Source organism: Yinghuangia seranimata, assembly GCF_029953285.1.
GTDB classification, from domain to species: Bacteria; Actinomycetota; Actinomycetes; order Streptomycetales; family Streptomycetaceae; genus Yinghuangia; species Yinghuangia seranimata.
Window position 1 is genome coordinate 20,448 of sequence record NZ_JASAOI010000056.1, and the last position, 19,108, is coordinate 39,555.

Genomic DNA, 19,108 nt, shown 5'->3' on the forward strand with positions numbered 1-19,108 from the left:
GGCGATGATTGATGCCATGACGTATGAGAGCAGGTCGTCCCGGGATGCGGAGCCGGAGAACGGTGTCGGCGTTCTCGCACCGAGACTCGTGCAGTTCGCCGCGGTCGCGCGCGCCGAGCACGTCACGCGGGCCGCGGAGGCGCTGGACATCCCGCAGCCGACCCTCAGCCGCACCGTCGCGCGCCTCGAACGCGAGCTCGGCGTGCCGCTCCTGGTGCGCACCGGGCGGGGCGTGCGGTTGACCCGGCAGGGGCGCACGCTGCTGGCCGCCGTCGAGCCGCTGCTCGACCGCCTGGAGGAGGCGTGCGCCGAGATCCAGGGGGAGGTGAGCGCGACGCGCGGCAAGGTCGCGTTCGGGTTCCTGCACACCATGGGCGGCGAGGCGGTGCCCGGGCTGCTGCGCGACTTCCGCGCCGACCACCCCGGCATCCGGTTCGCGCTCGTCCAGGACGCGGGGCCGACGATGCTCGTGCGGATGCGCGCCGGCGACCTGGACCTGTGCATCACGTCGCCGCTGCCCGACGACCCGAACCTGGCGGTGCACGCGCTCGACGAACAGCGGCTGTACCTGGTCGTCCCGGCCGACCACCGGCTGGCCGGGCGGCGGCGGGTCCGGCTCGCGGAGGCGGCCGGCGAGCCGTTCGTGTGCATGGGGCCGGGCTACGGTCTGCGCCGCATCACCGACGCGCTGTGCGCCGAGGCGGGCTTCGTGCCGCAGGTGGCGTTCGAGGGCGAGGAGGCCGACACGTTGCGCGGCCTGGTCGCCGCGGGGCTCGGCGTCGCGCTGCTGCCCGCGCCCGACGAGGGGGGCAGGGCCGGCACGGTGCATCTGGAGGTGACCGAGCCGCGCGCGTACCGCACCCTCGCACTGTCCTGGCCCGCGGACCGGCCGCAGACCGCGCCGGTCCGGCTGTTCCGGGACTTCGTGCTGGGGCGCACGGGGCGGCTGCTCGCGGAGTGACCCGTGCTGTGCCGCAAAGCGACGATTCGGTGAAACCTGTGCGCCATACCCCGGTTCCGGGCGCGTTTCTACGCGCGTAGGTACTAAAGTCTGTGCATGCCTAGCCACACCGCAGCTGCCCCCTCGGCCGAGCACATCCGCCGAGCCCCGAAGGTCCTCCTCCACGACCACCTCGACGGCGGCCTGCGTCCGGCCACCATCGTCGACCTGGCCGCCGAGGTGGGCTACAAGAGCCTGCCCACCACCGACCCCGAGGCCCTCGGCGTGTGGTTTCGCGAGGCCGCCGACTCCGGTTCGCTCGTGCGCTACCTCGAGACGTTCTCGCACACCTGCGCCGTCATGCAGACCCGCGAGGCGCTCGTCCGGGTCGCCGCCGAGTGCGCCGAGGACCTCGCCGCCGACGGCGTCGTCTACGCCGAGATCCGCTACGCCCCCGAGCAGCACCTCGAACGCGGTCTCACGCTCGACCAGGTCGTCGAGGCGGTCAACGAGGGCTTCCGCCTCGGTGAGCACAACGCCGCCGCCGCGGGGCACCGCATCAAGGTCGGCGCCCTGCTCACCGCGATGCGGCACGCCGCCCGCTCGCTGGAGATCGCCGAACTCGCCAACCGCTACCGCGACCACGGCGTCGTCGGCTTCGACATCGCGGGCGCCGAGGCCGGGCACCCGCCCACCCGGCACCTGGACGCGTTCGAGTACCTGCAGCGCGAGAACTTCCACTTCACCATCCACGCCGGCGAGGCGTTCGGCCTGCCGTCCATCTGGGAGGCCGTGCAGTGGTGCGGCGCCGACCGGCTCGGCCACGGCGTGCGCATCATCGACGACATCACGGTCAAGGACGACGGCAGCGTCGAACTCGGCCGCCTGGCGGCGTACGTGCGCGACAAGCGCATCCCGCTGGAGATGTGCCCCACCTCCAACCTGCAGACCGGCGCCGCCGACTCGTACGGCGAGCACCCGATCGGCCTGCTGCGCCGGCTCTACTTCCGCGTCACCGTCAACACCGACAACCGGCTGATGAGCGGGACGTCGATGACCCGCGAGTTCGAGCACCTGGTCGAGGCGTTCGACTACGACCTCGACGACCTTCAGTGGTTCACCGTGAACGCGATGAAGTCCGCGTTCCTGCCGTTCGACGAGCGCCTCGCGATGATCAACGAGGTCATCAAGCCGGGCTACGGCGCGCTGCGTTCGGAGTGGCTCTTCGCGCGCGGCTGAACCGCCGCCCGGCACGCGCACGGGCCCGGCCGACTCCCTGCTGGAGGCGGCCGGGCCCGTCGCGTTTTGCGCTCGCCGTCCCGCGTTCGCTACCTTTCGTGGTCATGTCGTCACGTGGCGTGGCAGTGCCGCGCCCCGGAACCTGAGGATGCTCATGCGATCGGTAACGCGTAAGGCGGCCGTTACGGCCGGACTCGGTGCGGCGATTGTGGCCGCGGCTGCGGGTCCGGCGATGGCCGTGACCGGTGGGAACGCCGGTGTGCTCAACCCGCAGGCCCCCGGCGTCCCCAAGGTGGCCCAGGAGAACGCCGGAACCGTCGGCCCGTTCTCGCTCAACCAGGTCGCCGACAAGCTGCCGACCAACCAGGTCGCCAGCGGCCTGGAGTCGGCGACCCAGCAGGCCAAGGGGGTTCTCCCGGTGGGCTCCCTGCCCGCTCTGCCGGCCGTGCCCGGAGTGCCCGCGCTCTGAGTCACCCGGCGATCCGCCCACCGCGGATGCGGATCCGCACGCCGGGCCGTGCCCTTCCCTCATGGGCGCGGCCCGGCCGCGGGTCAGAAGCGTCTGTACAACTCCTGCGCCACGTCGCCGAGATAGGGCCCGGTCATCGTCTTGGCCGTGGTCATCGATATGCCCAGCGAGACGTTGCTGACGAGGTAGCGCTTGCCCTGCACCTCGGCGAACCAGCCGCCGCCGCTGGAGCCGCCGGTCATCGTGCAGCCCATCCACAGCATGTCCGGCTTGGGCCAGCCGGAGTTGCGGAAGTCGCTGGTCGGCGACGCGCACGTGTACATGGTCTTGCCGTCGAAGGGGTCCTCGCCCGGGTAGCCGTACGACTCGACGTCCAGGTGCCGCGGCGCGTTCCACAGGATCTCGGCGCTCGTCCCCAGCGTCGCCTCGAGCGACCTGCCGCTCGGCGGCTGCACGACGAACGCGCCGAAGTCGAACGGCGAGGCGATGCTGTCCCGCTCCGGGTCGGCGTCCTTCACCCACTGGTCGCTGACCTGCACCCGCTTGGCCGGCCAACGGCCGTACGGCTCACGGTCCTTGCGGCTCTGGGCGGTGCCGTCGTAGCCCGGGATGAACGTCACGTTGCCGTAGAAGTCGCCGCCCTTGCCGCCGTGCAGGCAGTGCGCCGCCGTCCACACCATGTTGCCGGACGCGCTGTGCACCACCGTGCCGCTGCACTCGCCGATGCCCCCCGGCACCTCGAACACGATCTTCCCGCGTATCGCCTTGTCCGGGTCCTTGTACGGGCCGTCCACCAGCTTGGCCTGCTGCGTGCGCGGCGGCTGGTAGTTCGGCGCCTGCTGCTGGTCCGGGGTCATCTGCGGGCCGACGGGCTTGGCGCCGCCGACCTTGCCCTCGTCGTCCCAGAACCGGTTGTTGTCCTGGATCTCCTGGTCGGAGTACCGCTTTTCGGACATCGCCTTGGCCTTGCCGGCCTCGATGGCGAGCGTGCCGCTGACGAACAGCCCCAGCAGTGTCATCACCACGCCGCCGATCACCGACAGCGTGATGATCCGGTTCTTCTGGTGCGTCGGCCCCACCGGGCCTCCCCCCTCGCGTACACCCCGTCCGACCCCTGTTCGGATGATAGGCGTACCGCACCGCCGCCCGTTCGGCGCGGGGTCAGCGCTCCTTCGGGATGATGATCCACATCGCGACGTACAGCAGGAACTGCGGGCCCGGCAGCAGGCACGACAGGACGAACGCGATACGCACGGTCTTCGGGCTCCAGCCGAACCGGTGGGCCAGCGCGGCGCACACGCCCGCGATCATCCGGCCGTACCGGGGTCGGACCAACGCACCGCCGCGCATTGCCGTGGACATGAGTGGCTCCTCCTTCGCGCGGTGCGCCGTTCGCACCGACACCTCGAAGGTATGTCGGCGTGACGGCCGCGAAATCGTCCGCGAGGACCGCCCGACCCTGATGCGCGGAGCCTCAGGGGCCTCCTCCCCGAGACGTAGGGGACGCCTCAGGGTGGCCTCAGGGGCGAGCCCCGGAACCCTCCCCGGAGCCCGTCCGTCGCATCGTCAACGGGTAGGCGGCATCGGGGACTTCCCGACGCCGGGCACCGGCCCGGCCAGGAAGTCCCCGCAGCGCATCGGCTTGCCCAGGCCCAACCGCCCGGCGAGTGGCACCACTTCAGCATGCGAGGCGTGCTGGAGCGTGCACACGACCTGCCCCAGTCCGAGCGGGCTGAGCGACGACGGTTCGACGTCCAGGCGCACCAGGTCCGCCGGATCACCCGGCTGCGGCTCGGCCGGACCCACCCCGCCGGACGGCAGCGCGGTCGTCCAGCCCTGCGCGCGCTCGTCGGCGCTCGGGCCCTTCACCAGCTCGCGGAGCAGCCGGTCGATCTGCGACATGCGCTGCGGATCGTCCGGCACCGGGACCTTCGTCGAACCCGGCTGCGGGATCTGGATGTCGACGGGGTCGCCGCGCAGCACCGGCTGCGGCCGACCGTCGCGCACCAGGTAGATCTGGTGCCGGCCGACGACCCCGCTCGGCGTCGTGCCCTGCGGCGACGGACGCTTCGCGGGCTCGCCCGCGTTCACCGGGCCCTCGGTCGCGCGGATCCCGCAGCCGGCCACCAGCGCGGCCGTGCTGACGGCCAGCAGCAGCGCGCGCGTCACGTGCCGCCTCCCGGTACGCCGCCGTTCGTGCCGAAGCGCGCTCATCGCGGCCCCCCGGCGGACGACGGGGTATCCCGGTCGCTCCCGGCGGACGAGGCGCCCGGCGGGGCGGCACGCTCGTCGGCGGCGCCCGCGCCGCGCGTCTCCGGCGCGTCGTCGGTGCCGTCCTCGGCCTCCGCCGCGTCCTCGGCGCCCGGCGACTCGACGTCAGGCGACTCGGCGTCGCGCGCTTCCGGGGCACGGGTCTCCGCGTCCTCGGCGCCGGCCTCGTCGCCGCTGCCGGCCACCGGCTCGTTCGGCGGGTCGTCGAACGACCGGTCGTCGTACGCCGTCTCGTCCCAGTCGTCGTCCCACACGCCCTCGTCGGGGTCGTGCAGCAGCGGGTCGCTGTCGTCGACCGGCGGCACCAGAGGCAGCCGCAGGCTGAACATCGCGCCGCCGCCCGGGACGTTCGCGGCGGACGCGGTGCCGCCGTGGATACGGGCGTTCTCCATCACGATCGACAGACCCAGACCGCTGCCCTCCGAGCGGGCACGCGAGCTGTCCGCCTTGTAGAACCGGTCGAACACGTGCGGGAGCACGTCCTCGGGGATGCCCGGGCCGGTGTCGGACACGTCGATGACGAGGTCCTCGGCACCCGGTTCGCCCGGGCCGACGCGTGGTTCGCGGCGGATCTCCACGGTCACCGGGGAGCCGCCGTGCCGCAGCGCGTTGCCGACCAGGTTGGACACCATCACGTCGAGCCGCCGCGCGTCGACGCGGGCCAGGATGCCGCGCGGCGCCCGCAGGTCGACCGCGTCCATCCACGCCCGCGCGTCCAGGCACGCGGTGACCAGGTCGGCGATGTCCACGTCGTCGACGACGAGCGACGCGGTGCCCGCGTCGAAGCGGGACACCTCCATCAGGTCCTCGACCAGGGTGGCGAGCCGGTCGATCTCGGCGACCACCAGGCGGGCCGCGGGCGCGCCCTGTTCGCCGAGGCTGTCGGCCTCCTCCTCGAGCAGCTCGCTGACCGCCGTCATCGCGGCGAGCGGCGTGCGCAGCTCGTGGCTGACGTCGGCGACGAACCGGCGCGACGACGCCTCGAGCGCCCGTAGTTCGCTGACGCTGCGTTCCAGTTTCTCCGCCGCGTCGTTGAACGTTCGTGCCAGGTCCGCGAGTTCGTCCGAGCCGCGGACCTCGAGCCGGGTGTCGAGCTTGCCCGCGCCGAGCTGCCGCGCGGCGTCGCCGAGGCGGCGCACCGGGCGCAGCACGTGGCGTGCTCCGACCAGCGCGAGGATCGCGGCGGCGCCGAGCGCCAGCACCGCGCCCGTGGTCAGGTAGCGGGCGAGCGACGTCAGGTCGGTCTGCTCCGCGCGCAGCGACTGGAACATGTAGCCGGTCGGGCCGTCGGGCACCCCGGGTGTCTTGGAGACGACCTTGGTGCCGGCGATCAGGAACGGCTCGCCGTCGATGTTCACGCGCTGGAAGTACATGTGGTAATCGCCCTGCGAGTCCGGCGTGGTGACCGCCTTGCGGAGGTCGGCCGGAACCGCGTTCAGCGTGAACTTGCCGGTGTCCGGCATCGACTTGCCGCCGTCGCCCTCGGCGACCAGCACGACGTTGTACCCGAAGCTGGTGCTGCGCAGCTGCCCGACGCCGACCTCCAGCTCCTCGGGGCCGGCGTCCGCCGGCAGGTTGACCGACACGCGGCCGAGCCCGTCGCGGAACTCCTTGATGACCGAGTCCTGGGCGCGCTGCAGCACCGCGTTGCGGGTCAGCACGTAGGCGATCCCCGATGCGGCGACCGCGGAGATCAGCGCGACGATCGCGAACGCCGCGAGGATGCGCACGCGCAGCGAACTCAGCCGCATCGCGTGCCCGATCCGGGCGAGCACCGGGCGGCGGGTGCGCGTGCGGCCGGGCTTCCGGGTCTTGGTGGCCGCCCCGGTCACGGCGGGTCGAGGCGGTAACCGACGCCGCGGACGGTACGGATCAACGTCGGCGCCGACGGCACCAACTCGACCTTGGCGCGCAGCCGCTGGACGCACGCGTCCACGAGCCGCGAGTCACCGAGGTAGTCGTGCTCCCACACCAGGCGGAGCAGCTGCTGCCGCGACAGCGCCTGGCCGGGGCGGCGGCTCAGCTCGACGAGCAGCCGCAGCTCGGTGGGCGTGAGCGACAGCTCCTCACCGCCCTTGGTGACGATCATCGCGTTGCGGTCGACCACCAGGTCGCCGAACACCGACGCGTCCGACACCTCGCGCTCGCCGCGCCGCAGCACGGCACGGATACGGGCGTCCAGCACACGCGGCTGGACGGGCTTGACGACGTAGTCGTCCGCCCCGGACTCGAGCCCGACGACGACGTCGATGTCGTCGTTGCGGGCGGTCAACAGGATGATCGGCAGCGAGTCCGTGCGGCGGATCCGCCGGCACACCTCGAATCCGTCGATGCCGGGCAGCATCACGTCCAGCACGATCAGGTCCGGGCGCTGCTCACGCCATCGCTCCAGTCCGAGCTCGCCGGTGGCGGCGGTCACCACACGGTGACCTTGGCGGCCCAGCGCGAGCTCGAGGCCGGTGCGTACGGCCTCGTCATCCTCGATCAGCAACAGGTAGGGCACGCGAGCCATTGTGTCTGACGTCACGGGTGGGAAGAACACGGGTCCGGCATCCACGGTTCTGCGGCCTCTGGCTCTGTTGCATGGCTGTGACACGAGGCGGACGGTCCGATGATGCCCTCCCGGCAGGCTGGTGCCTGTGAACGAAGCTCGCGTTGGAGCAGGGTTTGGGGGAGGAACCATGCAGACTCAGATCGACCGCCACGAAGGTGCCGCCGACAGCCGCCTGGACAACCGTCGCACGGTCGTCGCGCTGGCCGTCGTGCCGAGCGCCGGCACCGCCGCATCGCGCGCCGCCGCCGCGTCCGTGTCCGTGCAGGACACCGGCTGCGTCGACGACGACTTCACGGCGTACGTCCGCGAGCGCCGCTCGGCGCTGTTCGCCACCGCGTACCACCTGACGGGCGACCGCAACGAGGCCGAGGACCTGCTGCAGAGCGCCCTGATGAGCACCTACCAGGCGTGGGGCCGCATCCAGGACAAGGCCGCGCTCGGCGGTTACCTGCGGCGCACCATGACCAACCTGCACATATCGGCATGGCGGCGCCGCCGGATCGGCGAGTACCCCACCGAGGAGATGCCCGAGCGCCCCGACGGCTCGGACTCGATGGGCGACACCGAGCTGCGCGCCGTGCTGTGGTCCGCGCTCGCGAAGCTGCCCGAGCCGCAGCGCACGATGCTCGTCCTGCGCTACTACGAGGGCCGCACCGACCCCGAGGTCGCCGAGGTGCTCGGCGTCAGCGTCGGCACGGTGAAGAGCAGCATCTGGCGCGCGCTTCGCCGGCTGCGCGAGGACGAGGCGCTCAGCTTCGGCGCGGACGAGGCGTTCGCGGAGCTGGTCGCCTGACACCGCGGCCGCTCGGCTGCTGCGACGGAGAGAGTTCACACGGGTCCGGGGGGGCTTGGTGGGGACCTTGTCCCGGGATCGGTCCGCGAGGACCGGCCCGGGGCTTCGTCGTTCCGGGGCGGGTTTTGTCGTTACGGCGGCAAGGACGGCGGTGCGCGGGATTCGGTTCCAGGGTTGTCGCAAAGTCGCCGCGCGGGTGTCACGTTGCCCCGGCGTTCGTCTTTTCGCTACCTTCCGTGATGGCCCGGACACTTTGGGTGTCGCGGCATCGAAACGGAAGGACTGACATGGCTTCGGCACTCCGCACCGTCATGGCCGCGTCGATCGGCGCCGCGGTGGCCCTGGGCATCGGCGCGCCCGCGGCGACCGCCTCCCCGTTGAAGCCGAGCCCCACGCGGCTCGACCCGGCGCTGGACGCCGCACTGCCGGCGGTCGCCGGCCCCGTCCAGCACGCCGCGCTCAACCCGCTGGCGGGCACCGGCTTCAACCCCGTCGACAACGCGGTCGCCACCGAGGTCGGCGACCTGCCGCTCAGCACCGCGATGCTCACCGGGCAGTTCGCCCACGGCACCGACCTGGAGACGCTGCTCGCCACCACGGGCGGCCTCCCGGTCCCGTCGCTCGGCTGAGGGGGCACGGCATGGCATCCGCACTGCGCGGCACCGTGGCCGCGGCGCTCGGCGCCGCGGTGGCCCTCGGCATCGCCGCACCGGCCGCCCACGCGGCGGAGAACCCGCCCCAGGAGCGGAGCGAGCTCGACATGGCCTTGGACACGGCCGCCCCGTCGGCGACGCGGCACCTCGGCGACGCCAAGCTCAACCCGATGGCGGGCACCGGCGCCGACTCGCTCCCGATGAGCGACGTCCTCGCGCCGGTCGCGGGCACGCTGGCGGACTGAGGCCGGTCCCGGGCCCCGCGGTGCGCGGGGCCCGGCCGGCCGGGCCCGCCGACCCGGTCGAAAACGTTCCCTGCCGGTCCGCTTTCCGACGCTCCTCGTCCATCCCGCCGTTCGCGCCGTACGGTAGGCGCCGTAGTGCGTTCGGCGGGGAGGAAGCACGGATGGGTGCGGAGACGAAGCGGCTGCGTGAGCCGGCGGCCTGGGGCCTGATCGGTTACGTGGCGGTCGGCCTGGGTGTGACGGCGACACGGGTGTTCTTCGGGGCGGGCACGTCGGTCAGCGGATACCGCGCGCGGTCGTACGCGGCGCAGGCCGACCTGCTGCACGTCATGACGCCGTTCCTGCTGGTCGCGGCGGTGCTGCTGGCCACGCACGCGGGGCGGCCGATCGACCGCGCGCGGGCGGTGACGCGCGCCGCGCTGGGCGTGCTCGCGGCGCAGGCGCTGGTCGGGGTGACGGCGGCGCTGTCCGCGCTGGCGTACCACGGCAACGCGTACACGCCGGTGCCGTCGTCGGCGCGCGTGCAGCAGACGATCCTGAACGTGGTCGTGCTGTGCCTGTTCGCGCTGGCCGCGTATTTCTTCCTGATGACGCTGTCGGTGCCGAACCCGCCGACGGTCACGCGCGGCCGCGTCCCGGACACCGTCGTGCCGCCGCAGGGCGTCCAGCAGCCTCAGCCGCACATGACGGCACAGACGGCCGCCGCGCCGGCGCCCGCGCCCACGCCGGCGTCGCCTCCGCCGCCCACGGGTCCGCCGCTCGCGACGACCGTGCCGCCGCACCCGAACGCGGTCCCGACCCGCCGCGCCTGACGCGCGAACGCGAAGGCCGGGGCGTACCCGTGCGGGTACGCCCCGGCCTTCGGGGTCTCGGCGCCGGTCGGCCGCCGCTCAGCGGCGGCTCAGTTGCCGGTCGGGTGCCACACGGTGCGCGCCTCGGTGAAGGCCAGCATGCGGCCGACGCCCGGGTCGGCGGTCCAGTCCGGCTCCTTCGCCTCGGGGCGCAGCACGCGCTTGAGGTTGTCCGCGGCCGCGATCTCCAGGTCGCGCACCGAGGCGACGCCCGCGGTGTGCGACGCGCCGGCCAGGTCGATCGCGTTGACGTCCTGGTGCGCCGCGAGCCACGGCGCGACCTCGGCGAGCGGGCCGCTGAGCAGGTTCACGACACCGCCCGGAACGTCGGACACCGCGAGCACCTCGGCGAACGCGAGCGCGGGCAGCGGGGCCTGCTCGGACGCCAGCACGACCGCGGTGTTGCCGGTCGCGACGACCGGCGCCAGCACCGAGGTCAGGCCGAGCAGCGACGACTTGCGCGGCGCCAGCACGGCGACGACACCGGTCGCCTCGGGCGTCGTCCAGTTCGCGTACGGGCCGGCGACCGGGTTGGCGCCGCCCGCGACCTGGGCGAGCTTGTCGGTCCACCCGGCGTACCAGACCCAGCGGTCGACCGCGGCGTCGACGGACGCGAGCGCCTTGTTGCGGCCGACGCCCTCGGCGGCGGACACCTCGTCGGCGAACTGCTCGCGGCGGCCCTCCAGCATCTCGGCGACGCGGTACAGCACCTGGCCGCGGTTGAACGCGGTCGCGCCGGACCAGCCGGGGTACGCCTTGCGGGCCGCGACCACCGCGTCACGCGCGTCCTTGCGGGTGCCGCGCGGCGCGTTCGCCAGAGGCCGGTCCTTCGTGTCGGTCACGGCGTACACCCGCCCGCTCTCGGAACGGGGGAACGCGCCCCCGATGTACAGCTTGTAGGTCTTGTTGACCGCCAGTCGGGTCTCAGACATTCAGGTACGCCTCCAGACCGTGGCGGCCGCCCTCACGGCCGAACCCGGACTCCTTGAACCCGCCGAACGGCGACGCCGGGTCGAACCGGTTGAACGTGTTGGTCCACACGACGCCGGCCCGCAGCCGCTGCGCGGTCCACAGCGCCTTGGCGCCCTTCTCGGTCCACACGCCCGCGGACAGGCCGTACGGCGTGTTGTTGGCCTTCTCCACCGCCTCGGCGGGCGTACGGAAGGTCAGCACCGACAGCACAGGCCCGAAGATCTCCTCGCGCGCGATGCGGTGCGCCTGCGTGACGCCGGTGAACACCGTCGGCGGGAACCAGAACCCCTTCGCGGGGATCTCGCACGGCGCCGTCCAGCGCTCGGCGCCCTCGTCGTCGCCGGAGGCTACCAGCCGCGTGATGCGGTCGAGCTGTGCCGCGGAGTTGATCGCGCCGACGTCGGTGTTCTTGTCGAGCGGGTCGCCGAGCCGCAGCGTGCCGAGGCGCCGGGTGAGCATGTGCAGCACCTCGTCCGCGACGGACTCCTGCACGAGCAGCCGCGAGCCGGCGCAGCACACCTGGCCCTGGTTGAAGAAGATGCCGTTGACGATGCCCTCGACCGCGGAGTCGAGCGCGGCGTCGTCGTAGACGATGTTCGCGGCCTTGCCGCCGAGTTCGAGGGTCAGCTTCTTGCCGGTGCCCGCAGTGGTCCGGAGGATCTCCTTGCCGACCGCGGTCGAGCCGGTGAACGCGACCTTGTCCACGTCGGGGTGCGCGACGACCGAGCGGCCGGTCTCGCCGGCGCCGGTGACGATGTTGACGACACCGGCCGGCAGCCCGGCCTCGACGCAGATCTCGGCGAACCGCAGCGCGGTCAGCGGCGTGGTCTCCGCGGGCTTGAGCACCACCGTGTTGCCCGCGGCGAGCGCCGGGGCGATCTTCCACGCGAGCATCAGCATCGGGAAGTTCCACGGGATGACCTGGCCGGCCACGCCGAGCGGCTTCGGGTCCGGGCCGAAGCCGGCGTGCGCGAGCTTGTCCGCCCAGCCCGCGTAGTGGAAGAAGTGCGCGGCGACCAGCGGGATGTCGACGTCGCGCGACTCGCGGATCGGCTTGCCGTTGTCGAGCGTCTCCAACACGGCCAGCTCGCGGCCGTGCTCCTGGATCAGCCGGGCGATGCGGAACAGGTACTTGGCGCGCTCGCTGCCGGGCAGCGCGGACCATGTGCGGAACGCCTTGCGGGCGGCCTTCACGGCGCGGTCCACGTCGGCCTCGCCGCCGACCGCGACCTCGGCCAGGACCTCTTCGGTGGCCGGGTTGACGGTCTTGAGCGTGGCGCCGTCGGCGGCCTCGGCGAACTTGCCGTCGATGAACAGGCCGTAGGAGCTCGCGATGTCGACGGCGGACCGGGACTCGGGGGCGGGGGCGTACTCGAACGCCTTGCCGGGGGTGCTGATGGTGTTGCTCACGTCAGTCCACCGTCACGTAGTCGGGGCCGGAGTAGCGGCCGGTCGCCAGCTTGTGGCGCTGCATCAGCAGGTCGTTGAGCAGGCTGGAGGCACCGAGCCGGAACCAGTCCGGGGTCAGCCAGTCCTGGCCGGCGGTCTCGTTGACCAGGACCAGGTACTTCATGGCGTCCTTGGTGGTGCGGATGCCGCCGGCGGGCTTGACGCCGATCTGGCGGCCGGTCGCGGCGCGGAAGTCGCGCACGGCCTCCAGCATCACCAGGGTCACCGGGAGCGTCGCGTTGGTGCCGACCTTGCCTGTGGAGGTCTTGATGAAGTCGGCGCCCGCGAGCATCGCCAGCCACGAGGCGCGGCGCACGTTGTCGTACGTCGACAGCTCGCCCGTCTCGAGGATGACCTTCAGGTGCGCGGCCTCGCCGTCGGGCCGGGCGCAGGCCGCCTTGACCGCGACGATCTCGTCGAACACCTGCCGGTAGCGGCCGGACAGGAACGCGCCACGGTCGATGACCATGTCGATCTCGTCCGCCCCGGCGGCGACCGCGGAGGCGACGTCGGCCAGCTTGATGTCCAGCGCAGCGCGGCCCGAGGGGAACGCGGTGGCGACGGACGCCACGTTGACCGGCGCGGCGCCGAGCGCGCGCTTGGCCTCGGCGACCAGGTCGGGATAGACGCAGATCGCGGCCGGGCGCGGGGTGCCCGGTTCGCTCGGGTCGGGGTGCAGCGCCTTGGCGCACAGCGACCGGACCTTGCCGGGGGTGTCGGCACCCTCGAGCGTCGTGAGGTCGATCATGGAGATGGCGAGGTCGATCGCGAAGGCCTTGGCGTCCTTCTTGATCGAGCGCGTCCCGAGCATCGCGGCGCGGGACTCGGCCCCCACCTTGTCGATACCGGGAAGCCCGTGGAGGAACCGGGTCAGGGCCGCCTCGGAGGACGTCACCTCGACCGGGTCGGCGGGGAAGGCAGACAGCATGGTCACCACATGAGCATATCTACACGCGTAGCGCCGTGCCAGGTAGCCCTCCCTTTCGACGGGGAGGGCTCCGGCACGTGCGTCTACCGCTCCGGTTGAGGCACAATCACCGGTCTTGACCTGACCCCGCTGTGAGACGGGATGAATCGCGGTTACCCGCAACGTTTCCTGCTTCATCGCCAACCGCCCCGATCAGGGTCTTACGCCAGCTCCACAGGCCGACACCGCCGGCCCGGCGGCCAGTGCAAAATCTAGGGGCACCACCAATCGTAGGCACTCCCCCGAATGGGTGAACGATGAAGCGTGACGAGGGCGTCACCGTCTACCGATCCAAGCCCGCGGTCTTCACCGGCGTGATCCTGCTGGCGGTCGGCGGGTGGCTGGCCCTGGACGGCGCGCTGCGCGGCACCACGCGCAGCGCCGTCACCGTGCTCGGCGTCGTGCTGGTCCTCGGATCCGTCGTGGTCGCGCTGACCCTGCGCGCGGCCGTGTTCGCGGGGCCCGAGCGGCTCGTGATCCGGAACCCGTTCCGGACCATCGAGATCCCGTGGAACCGGGTCGAGGACGTCCGCGCCGAGTACTCGGTCGAGGTCCGCACCGGCCCTGACACCAAGTTCCACATCTGGTCGATCCCCGTCTCCCTGCGCGAGCGCAAGCGCGCCATGCGGGTCAACGCCCGCAACACCGCCGAGGACCCGTTCAACCGGCTCGGCCACCAGCACGTTCCGCAGGCCGCGATGGCCGACCACGCCGTCGCCGACCTGCGCGGGATGGCCGAGCAGTTCGGGAAGGACTCGACCGGCGACGTCGTGGTCCGCTGGTTCGTGCCGCTGTTCGTCGTGATGGCCGTCGGCGCGGCCCTGGTCGTGGCGGCGCAGACCGCGCTCTGACGGAACGGGCCGCCGGCCGTCCGGAGTCGCTCAGCCGGTCGGACAGGTCACCCGCAGAGAGCGGAAGGTCGCGCTGAAGTTCTTCGCGCCGGTGCCCGTCGGGGTGTTGAGCACGCTCATCCGGGCACTCGCCTCGTTGCCCGCGAGCGACGCCTTCTCGTCGGTGACGTTCTCCCACGGCTTCGCGTCGTCCGCCCGCCACTGGGCGGACACGAAGCCGCCCTTGCGCTCCAGGCGCAGCGACACCGTGTGCACGGAGGAGTCGACGGGGAGCTTGGGTTCCGGCTCGGTGATGAACGGTGTGGTCAGCTTGTGGTGCTGGTCCTGCGCGTAGTACTCGAACGCGATCGCGTTGTGGTCGCCCAACCCGCGTTCCAGGCGCACGTAGTTGCTGCCGTCGACGTACAGCAGCAGCCCCGCGGCCTGGTAGCCGGTGTTCGGGTTCACGGTCACCCGGGTCTCCACGGTGAAGTCGCCGGTGACCGGCACCCCGGCCGAGACCGCGGTCACCTTCCCCTGGAAGTCCGTGCGCACGTCGCTGCCCGGCGGGGCGGTCAGGGTCAGGCCCTGGGGGCCGTACTTGGGCGGGGCGGAGGCGGTGACGCCGGTGAACCCGCTCAACGGGCTCGTCGACGCGTTCACGGTGGTGAAGTCCAGGCTGGTCGCGCCGCACGCCGTCGGTGAGGGCGACGGCGACGCGGCCGACGGGGTACCGGGGCTGCTCGCGCCGCTTCCGCTCGCGTGGTTGCCGTCCGAGCCCCCGTCCGTCAGCCGGGGCACGACGAGGATCGCCGCGGTCGCGAGCACCGCGACGGCGACGGCCGCGCCGATGATCCGGCGCCACCGCGCACCGTCGTCGTGCGCCCGGTCGCGGCGGTCCGGCTCGTCGGGCGGGACGGTCGGCGGCACGCTGCCTGGGCCGGTCGGAGGAGTGTCCCCGGTGTGCCCGCGGTAGGCGCCGCCAGGCCCGATCGTCGTCGAGCCGAGTGTGAACGAGCCGGAAGGCGGCGGCGGTTGGACCCGCCGCTCCGGAACCGGCCGACCGCCCGACGAGGTGGTCGGCGGGGCGTCCCCCCGCACCTCGAAATCCGCGCCGAGCGGATCATCGGACAGCAGCGCCGCCGAGCGGGCGAGCACCAGTTCGGTGAGCGGGCGAGGCAACCAGGCCCCGCTGCGGGTGGCGTCCGGGAACCCGGCCAGCCGTTCCAGCACGTCGCGCGGCGAAGGCCGGAGGCCGGGATCCTTCTCCAGCATGTCCCGCACGAGGCCGGCGAAGCGCGGCGGGACGCCGGACAGGTCGGGGTCGCCGTGCAGCACCTTGAACAGCAGTTCGGTGAGCGCCCCTTCGCCGAACGGGCCGCGTCCGGTCGCCGCGTACGTCAGCACCGATCCGAGCGCGAAGACGTCGGTGGCCGGCCCGATCGGCCCGGTCCCGGCCTGCTCCGGCGCGAGGAACCCGGGCGAACCGACGAGCAGCCCGGTGCCGGTGATGGTGCCGCCTTCGAGCGCCCGCGCGATGCCGAAGTCGATGAGCCGGGGACCGTCGGCCGCCAGCATGACGTTCCCGGGCTTGAGGTCGCGGTGCACGAGCCCCGCGCCGTGCACGGCGACCAGCGCTTCGGCGAGGCCGCCGGCGAGGGTGCCGAGCGCGTCGGGCAGCGGCCCGAACCGGGCGACGGCGTCGTTGAGCGCGACGCCCGCGACGTACCCGGTGGCCAGCCACGGAGGGTCGCCCTGCGGGTCGGCGTCCAGCACCGGCGCGGTGAACACGCCGCTGACCGCCCGCGCGGCGGCCACTTCGCGCGCGAACCGCACCCGGAAGTCGGGGTCGTCGGCGAAGTCCGCCCGGATGACCTTGAACGCGACCGGCCGCCCGCCGGGCGACCGCGCCAGATAGACCCGCCCCATGCCGCCCGCGCCGAGCCGCGCGAGCATGCGGTAGCCGGCGACGACTGACGGATCCTCAGCACGCAGTGCTTCCACGGTGATGTCCCTCCCCGGCACCACGGTAGGGAAACGGGCGCGGTTCAGCGCGACTGTGGACGCTCTGTGACACGCGGTGGTTCACACGGTGGTTCACACGGTGTGGAACGACGAGGGCGGCGCGCCGTTCTCCGGCGTGCCGCCCTCGTCGACGTGTCTCCGCTACATCCCCAGCGCCGCCGCCAGGTCCTTCTTCAGGGCCGCCAGTGTCGCCGCCGCGACCGTGCGGGCCTCGGCCACCTGGGTGTGCACCGGCACCACGACCTGGAGGTAGCCCTTCAGCTTCGGCTCGGTGCCGCTGGGCCGCACGACGATGCGGGCCGAGGCGACCTCGTCCGCTCCCGCGAGCGTGTAGCGCAGGCCGTCGGTCGGCGGCAGATCAGCCGTCCCCTCGGCCAGGTCGTCGACGCGCTCGACGCGCAGCCCGCCGAGGTAGGACGGCGGCGTCGCGCGCAGCCGGGCCATGCCCTCGGCGATCTTCTCCAGCTGGTCGACCCGCACCGAGTACTGGTCGGTCGCGTGCAGCCCGTACTCGAGCGCGATGGCGTCCAACAGGTCGAGCAGCGTGCGGCCGTCGCGCTTCGCGGCCGCGGCGAGCTCGGCGATCATCAGGGCGGCGCTCACGCCGTCCTTGTCGCGCACCCCGTCGGGGTCGACGCAGTAGCCCAGTGCCTCCTCGTACGCGAAGGTCAGCCCCGGCACGCGCGCGAGCCACTTGAACCCGGTCAGCGTCTCGACGTACGTCAGCCCGTGCCGCTCAGCGACCGGCCCCAGCAGCGACGACGACACGATCGTCGTCGCGAGCACGCCGTTGCCGTCCGCCCGCCGGGCGATCTCGGTACCCAGCAGGGCGCCGACCTCGTCGCCCCGCAGCATGCGCCAGCCACCGGGCGCCGACGGGTCGGGGACGGCGACCGCGCACCGGTCGGCGTCCGGGTCGTTCGCGACGACCAGGTCGGCGTTCGCCGCCGCGGCGGTGGCGAACGCGAGGTCCATCGCGCCGGGCTCCTCCGGGTTGGGGAACGCGACGGTCGGGAAGTCGGGGTCGGGCTCGGCCTGTTCGCCGACCACCGTGGGCGCGGGGAACCCGGCGCGCTCGAAGGCGCCGAGCATCACCGCGCCGCCGACACCGTGCATCGCGGTGTGCACGAGCCGCAGGTCGCGCGGCCCCCCGGCGCGGACGACACCGACCGCGCGGTCGAGGTACGCGTCGAGCAGCGTCTCGCCGAGCACCTCCCACCCGCCGTCGGCCATCGGCACGTCGGCGAGCGAGCCGACGGCGTCGATCTGCGCGGCGATCTCGGCGTCGGCGGGCGGCACGATCTGCGAGCCGTCGCCGAGGTAGACCTTGTAGCCGTTGTCGCGCGGCGGGTTGTGGCTCGCGGTGACCATGACGCCGGCGACGCAGCCGAGGTGGCGGATCGCGAACGCCAGCACCGGGGTCGGCAGGGGCCGGGGCAGCAGGAGCGCGTGCAGTCCGGCGGCCTCCATGACGGCCGCGGTGTCGCGCGCGAAGACGTCGGACTTGTGCCGCGCGTCGAAGCCGATGACGACCGTGCCGGAGGCGTCCGGGGTCCGGTTCGCGTTCAGGTACGCGGCGAGCCCGGCAGCGGCGCGGATCACCACGGCGCGGTTCATCCGGTTGGGGCCGGCGCCCAGTTCGCCGCGCAGCCCCGCGGTGCCGAACTGCAGCAGGCCGGCGAACCGGTCCTCGAGCGCCGCGCGGTCGTCCGCGTCGAGCAGGGCCTGCAGTTCCGCGCGGGTGTCCGGGTCGGGGTCCTCGGCCAACCACGCGCGGGCGGACTCGACGACGTCGCTCAAGACGGTCTCCTTTTGTACCGGTCTCCGGACCCGGGTGCGGGCCCGGCGTCGGGGATGCGGAGGAGGCGCCCGCGGTGGCGGGCGCCGGTCCTCAGATCCGCGGCAGCACCTCGGTGAGCAGGCGGCCCATGCGGACGGCGGACGCGCGGCCCGCCTCCAGGACCTCCTCGTGGTTGAGCGGTTCGCCGGTCATGCCGGCCGCGAGGTTGGTGACCAGCGAGATGCCGAGCACCTCGGCGCCGGCCTCGCGTGCCGCGATGGCCTCGAGCGTGGTGGACATGCCCACCAGGTGCCCGCCGATCGCGCGCACCATGCCGATCTCGGCGGGGGTCTCGTAGTGCGGGCCGGGGAACTGGACGTAGACGCCCTCCTCCAGCTCCGGCTCGACCTCGCGGCACAGCTGGCGCAGGCGCGGCGAGTACAGGTCCGTCAGGTCCACGAAGTTGGCGCCGAGGATCGGCGAGGTCGCGGTCAGGTTGATGTGGTCCGAGATGAGGACCGGCTGACCGGGCGCGAACGACGGGCGCAGGCCGCCGCAGCCGTTGGTGAGGACGACGGTCTTGCAGCCGGCGGCGACGGCGGTGCGGACCCCGTGCACGACGGCGGCGACGCCGCGGCCCTCGTACAGGTGGGTGCGGCCGAGGAACACGAGCGCGCGGCGGTTGCCGACGGTGATCGAGCGGATGGTGCCGGCGTGGCCCGCGACGGCGGGCGGCGGGAACCCGGGCAGCTCGGTGACGGGGAACTCGTGGTCGGGGGCGCCGAGCATGTCGGCGGCGGGCACCCAGCCGGAGCCCATCACGAGGGCGATGTCGTGGGTCGCGGCGCCGGTGATCTCCTGCAGGCGGCGCGCGGCGGCGGCCGCCGCGGCGGTCGGGTCGTTGCTGACGGAAGCGTTCACAACGCGAGCGTAAAGCGTGGGGTGCCGATCAGCGCGCTTGGGGTCTATGCGCGTAGAGATCGTGTCGCAATCGATGCCGAAAGGCCCGTGGGCCGGGGTGTGGGTTACCGACAGGTAAGGCCTGTCGGCCGTGCTGCGGGTTACCGACA

General features: G+C 73.0%; 19 protein-coding genes. 8 read left to right on the forward strand and 11 right to left on the reverse strand.

The features are described 5' to 3' along the window. The first annotated feature begins 16 nt into the window (after window positions 1-16). The 3 genes from QI554_RS32950 (at window position 17) to QI554_RS32960 (ending at window position 2,648) form a co-directional block, all read left to right on the forward strand. Window positions 17-961: a LysR family transcriptional regulator gene (locus tag QI554_RS32950; RefSeq protein WP_281475348.1), complete on the forward strand. Its 945-nt coding sequence runs from the start codon at window positions 17-19 to the stop codon at window positions 959-961. Window positions 962-1,057: 96 nt separating this feature from the next. Next, window positions 1,058-2,179: an adenosine deaminase gene (locus QI554_RS32955; protein ID WP_281475350.1), complete on the forward strand. Its 1,122-nt coding sequence runs from the start codon at window positions 1,058-1,060 to the stop codon at window positions 2,177-2,179. A 154-nt stretch (window positions 2,180-2,333) separates the two neighbouring features. After that, window positions 2,334-2,648 carry a hypothetical protein gene (locus tag QI554_RS32960; protein ID WP_281475351.1) on the forward strand — a complete coding sequence of 105 codons (315 nt, stop codon included), beginning with the start codon at window positions 2,334-2,336 and terminating at the stop codon, window positions 2,646-2,648. 83 nt (window positions 2,649-2,731) lie between these two features. Here the strand turns inward: QI554_RS32960 and QI554_RS32965 are convergent, their stop codons facing one another. The 5 genes from QI554_RS32965 to QI554_RS32985 form a co-directional block, all read right to left on the reverse strand. After that, the gene (locus QI554_RS32965) at window positions 2,732-3,727 is read right to left on the reverse strand and encodes a trypsin-like serine peptidase (RefSeq protein WP_281475353.1); all 996 of its coding nucleotides are present in this window, start codon (window positions 3,725-3,727) and stop codon (window positions 2,732-2,734) included. 82 nt (window positions 3,728-3,809) lie between these two features. After that, window positions 3,810-4,010, reverse strand: coding sequence for a PspC domain-containing protein (locus tag QI554_RS32970; protein WP_281475355.1), 201 nt, complete (start codon window positions 4,008-4,010; stop codon window positions 3,810-3,812). Window positions 4,011-4,214: 204 nt separating this feature from the next. Further along, window positions 4,215-4,817: a hypothetical protein gene (locus QI554_RS32975; RefSeq protein WP_281475357.1), complete on the reverse strand. Its 603-nt coding sequence runs from the start codon at window positions 4,815-4,817 to the stop codon at window positions 4,215-4,217. 41 nt (window positions 4,818-4,858) lie between these two features. Continuing rightward, window positions 4,859-6,670, reverse strand: coding sequence for an ATP-binding protein (locus QI554_RS32980; RefSeq protein ID WP_425528098.1), 1,812 nt, complete (start codon window positions 6,668-6,670; stop codon window positions 4,859-4,861). Between the two features lie 77 nt (window positions 6,671-6,747). Further along, on the reverse strand, window positions 6,748-7,422 hold the full coding sequence (locus QI554_RS32985) for a response regulator transcription factor (protein ID WP_281475360.1): 675 nt from the start codon (window positions 7,420-7,422) through the stop codon (window positions 6,748-6,750). A gap of 178 nt (window positions 7,423-7,600) precedes the next feature. On the opposite strand from QI554_RS32985, the gene QI554_RS32990 reads away from it, so the two are divergent. The 4 genes from QI554_RS32990 to QI554_RS33005 all read left to right on the forward strand — a co-directional run bounded on the left by QI554_RS32990 (window position 7,601) and on the right by QI554_RS33005 (window position 9,976). Beyond that, window positions 7,601-8,266 carry a SigE family RNA polymerase sigma factor gene (locus QI554_RS32990; protein ID WP_281475363.1) on the forward strand — a complete coding sequence of 222 codons (666 nt, stop codon included), beginning with the start codon at window positions 7,601-7,603 and terminating at the stop codon, window positions 8,264-8,266. A gap of 287 nt (window positions 8,267-8,553) precedes the next feature. Beyond that, window positions 8,554-8,895, forward strand: a complete 342-nt coding sequence (locus QI554_RS32995) for a hypothetical protein (protein WP_281475365.1) — start codon at window positions 8,554-8,556, stop codon at window positions 8,893-8,895. Window positions 8,896-8,906: 11 nt separating this feature from the next. Further along, window positions 8,907-9,164 carry a hypothetical protein gene (locus QI554_RS33000; protein WP_281475367.1) on the forward strand — a complete coding sequence of 86 codons (258 nt, stop codon included), beginning with the start codon at window positions 8,907-8,909 and terminating at the stop codon, window positions 9,162-9,164. 161 nt (window positions 9,165-9,325) lie between these two features. Beyond that, window positions 9,326-9,976 carry a hypothetical protein gene (locus QI554_RS33005; RefSeq protein ID WP_281475369.1) on the forward strand — a complete coding sequence of 217 codons (651 nt, stop codon included), beginning with the start codon at window positions 9,326-9,328 and terminating at the stop codon, window positions 9,974-9,976. 89 nt (window positions 9,977-10,065) lie between these two features. Here the strand turns inward: QI554_RS33005 and QI554_RS33010 are convergent, their stop codons facing one another. Genes QI554_RS33010 through deoC form a run of 3 tightly spaced genes read right to left on the reverse strand, consistent with a single transcriptional unit; the run spans window position 10,066 to window position 13,364 of the window. After that, window positions 10,066-10,947, reverse strand: a complete 882-nt coding sequence (locus QI554_RS33010) for an aldehyde dehydrogenase family protein (protein WP_281475371.1) — start codon at window positions 10,945-10,947, stop codon at window positions 10,066-10,068. Next, a complete protein-coding gene (locus QI554_RS33015) occupies window positions 10,940-12,397 on the reverse strand; it encodes an aldehyde dehydrogenase family protein (protein ID WP_425528091.1) in 1,458 nt (485 codons plus the stop codon). The genes QI554_RS33010 and QI554_RS33015 overlap by 8 nt, the downstream gene beginning before the upstream one ends. A gap of 1 nt (window position 12,398) precedes the next feature. After that, window positions 12,399-13,364, reverse strand: a complete 966-nt coding sequence (gene deoC, locus QI554_RS33020; protein ID WP_281475491.1) for a deoxyribose-phosphate aldolase — start codon at window positions 13,362-13,364, stop codon at window positions 12,399-12,401. A 296-nt stretch (window positions 13,365-13,660) separates the two neighbouring features. On the opposite strand from deoC, the gene QI554_RS33025 reads away from it, so the two are divergent. Next, a complete protein-coding gene (locus QI554_RS33025; RefSeq protein ID WP_281475373.1) occupies window positions 13,661-14,254 on the forward strand; it encodes a PH domain-containing protein in 594 nt (197 codons plus the stop codon). 30 nt (window positions 14,255-14,284) lie between these two features. Here QI554_RS33025 and QI554_RS33030 read toward each other — a convergent pair whose 3' ends face one another. From QI554_RS33030 to QI554_RS33040, 3 genes are all read right to left on the reverse strand, one after another. After that, window positions 14,285-16,237, reverse strand: coding sequence for a protein kinase domain-containing protein (locus QI554_RS33030; RefSeq protein ID WP_281475374.1), 1,953 nt, complete (start codon window positions 16,235-16,237; stop codon window positions 14,285-14,287). Between the two features lie 162 nt (window positions 16,238-16,399). Next, window positions 16,400-18,058, reverse strand: a complete 1,659-nt coding sequence (locus QI554_RS33035) for a phospho-sugar mutase (protein WP_281475376.1) — start codon at window positions 18,056-18,058, stop codon at window positions 16,400-16,402. Window positions 18,059-18,149: 91 nt separating this feature from the next. Next, complete coding sequence (locus tag QI554_RS33040; protein ID WP_281475378.1) at window positions 18,150-18,959, reverse strand: purine-nucleoside phosphorylase; 810 nt, start codon at window positions 18,957-18,959, stop codon at window positions 18,150-18,152. Window positions 18,960-19,108: the final 149 nt, after the last annotated feature.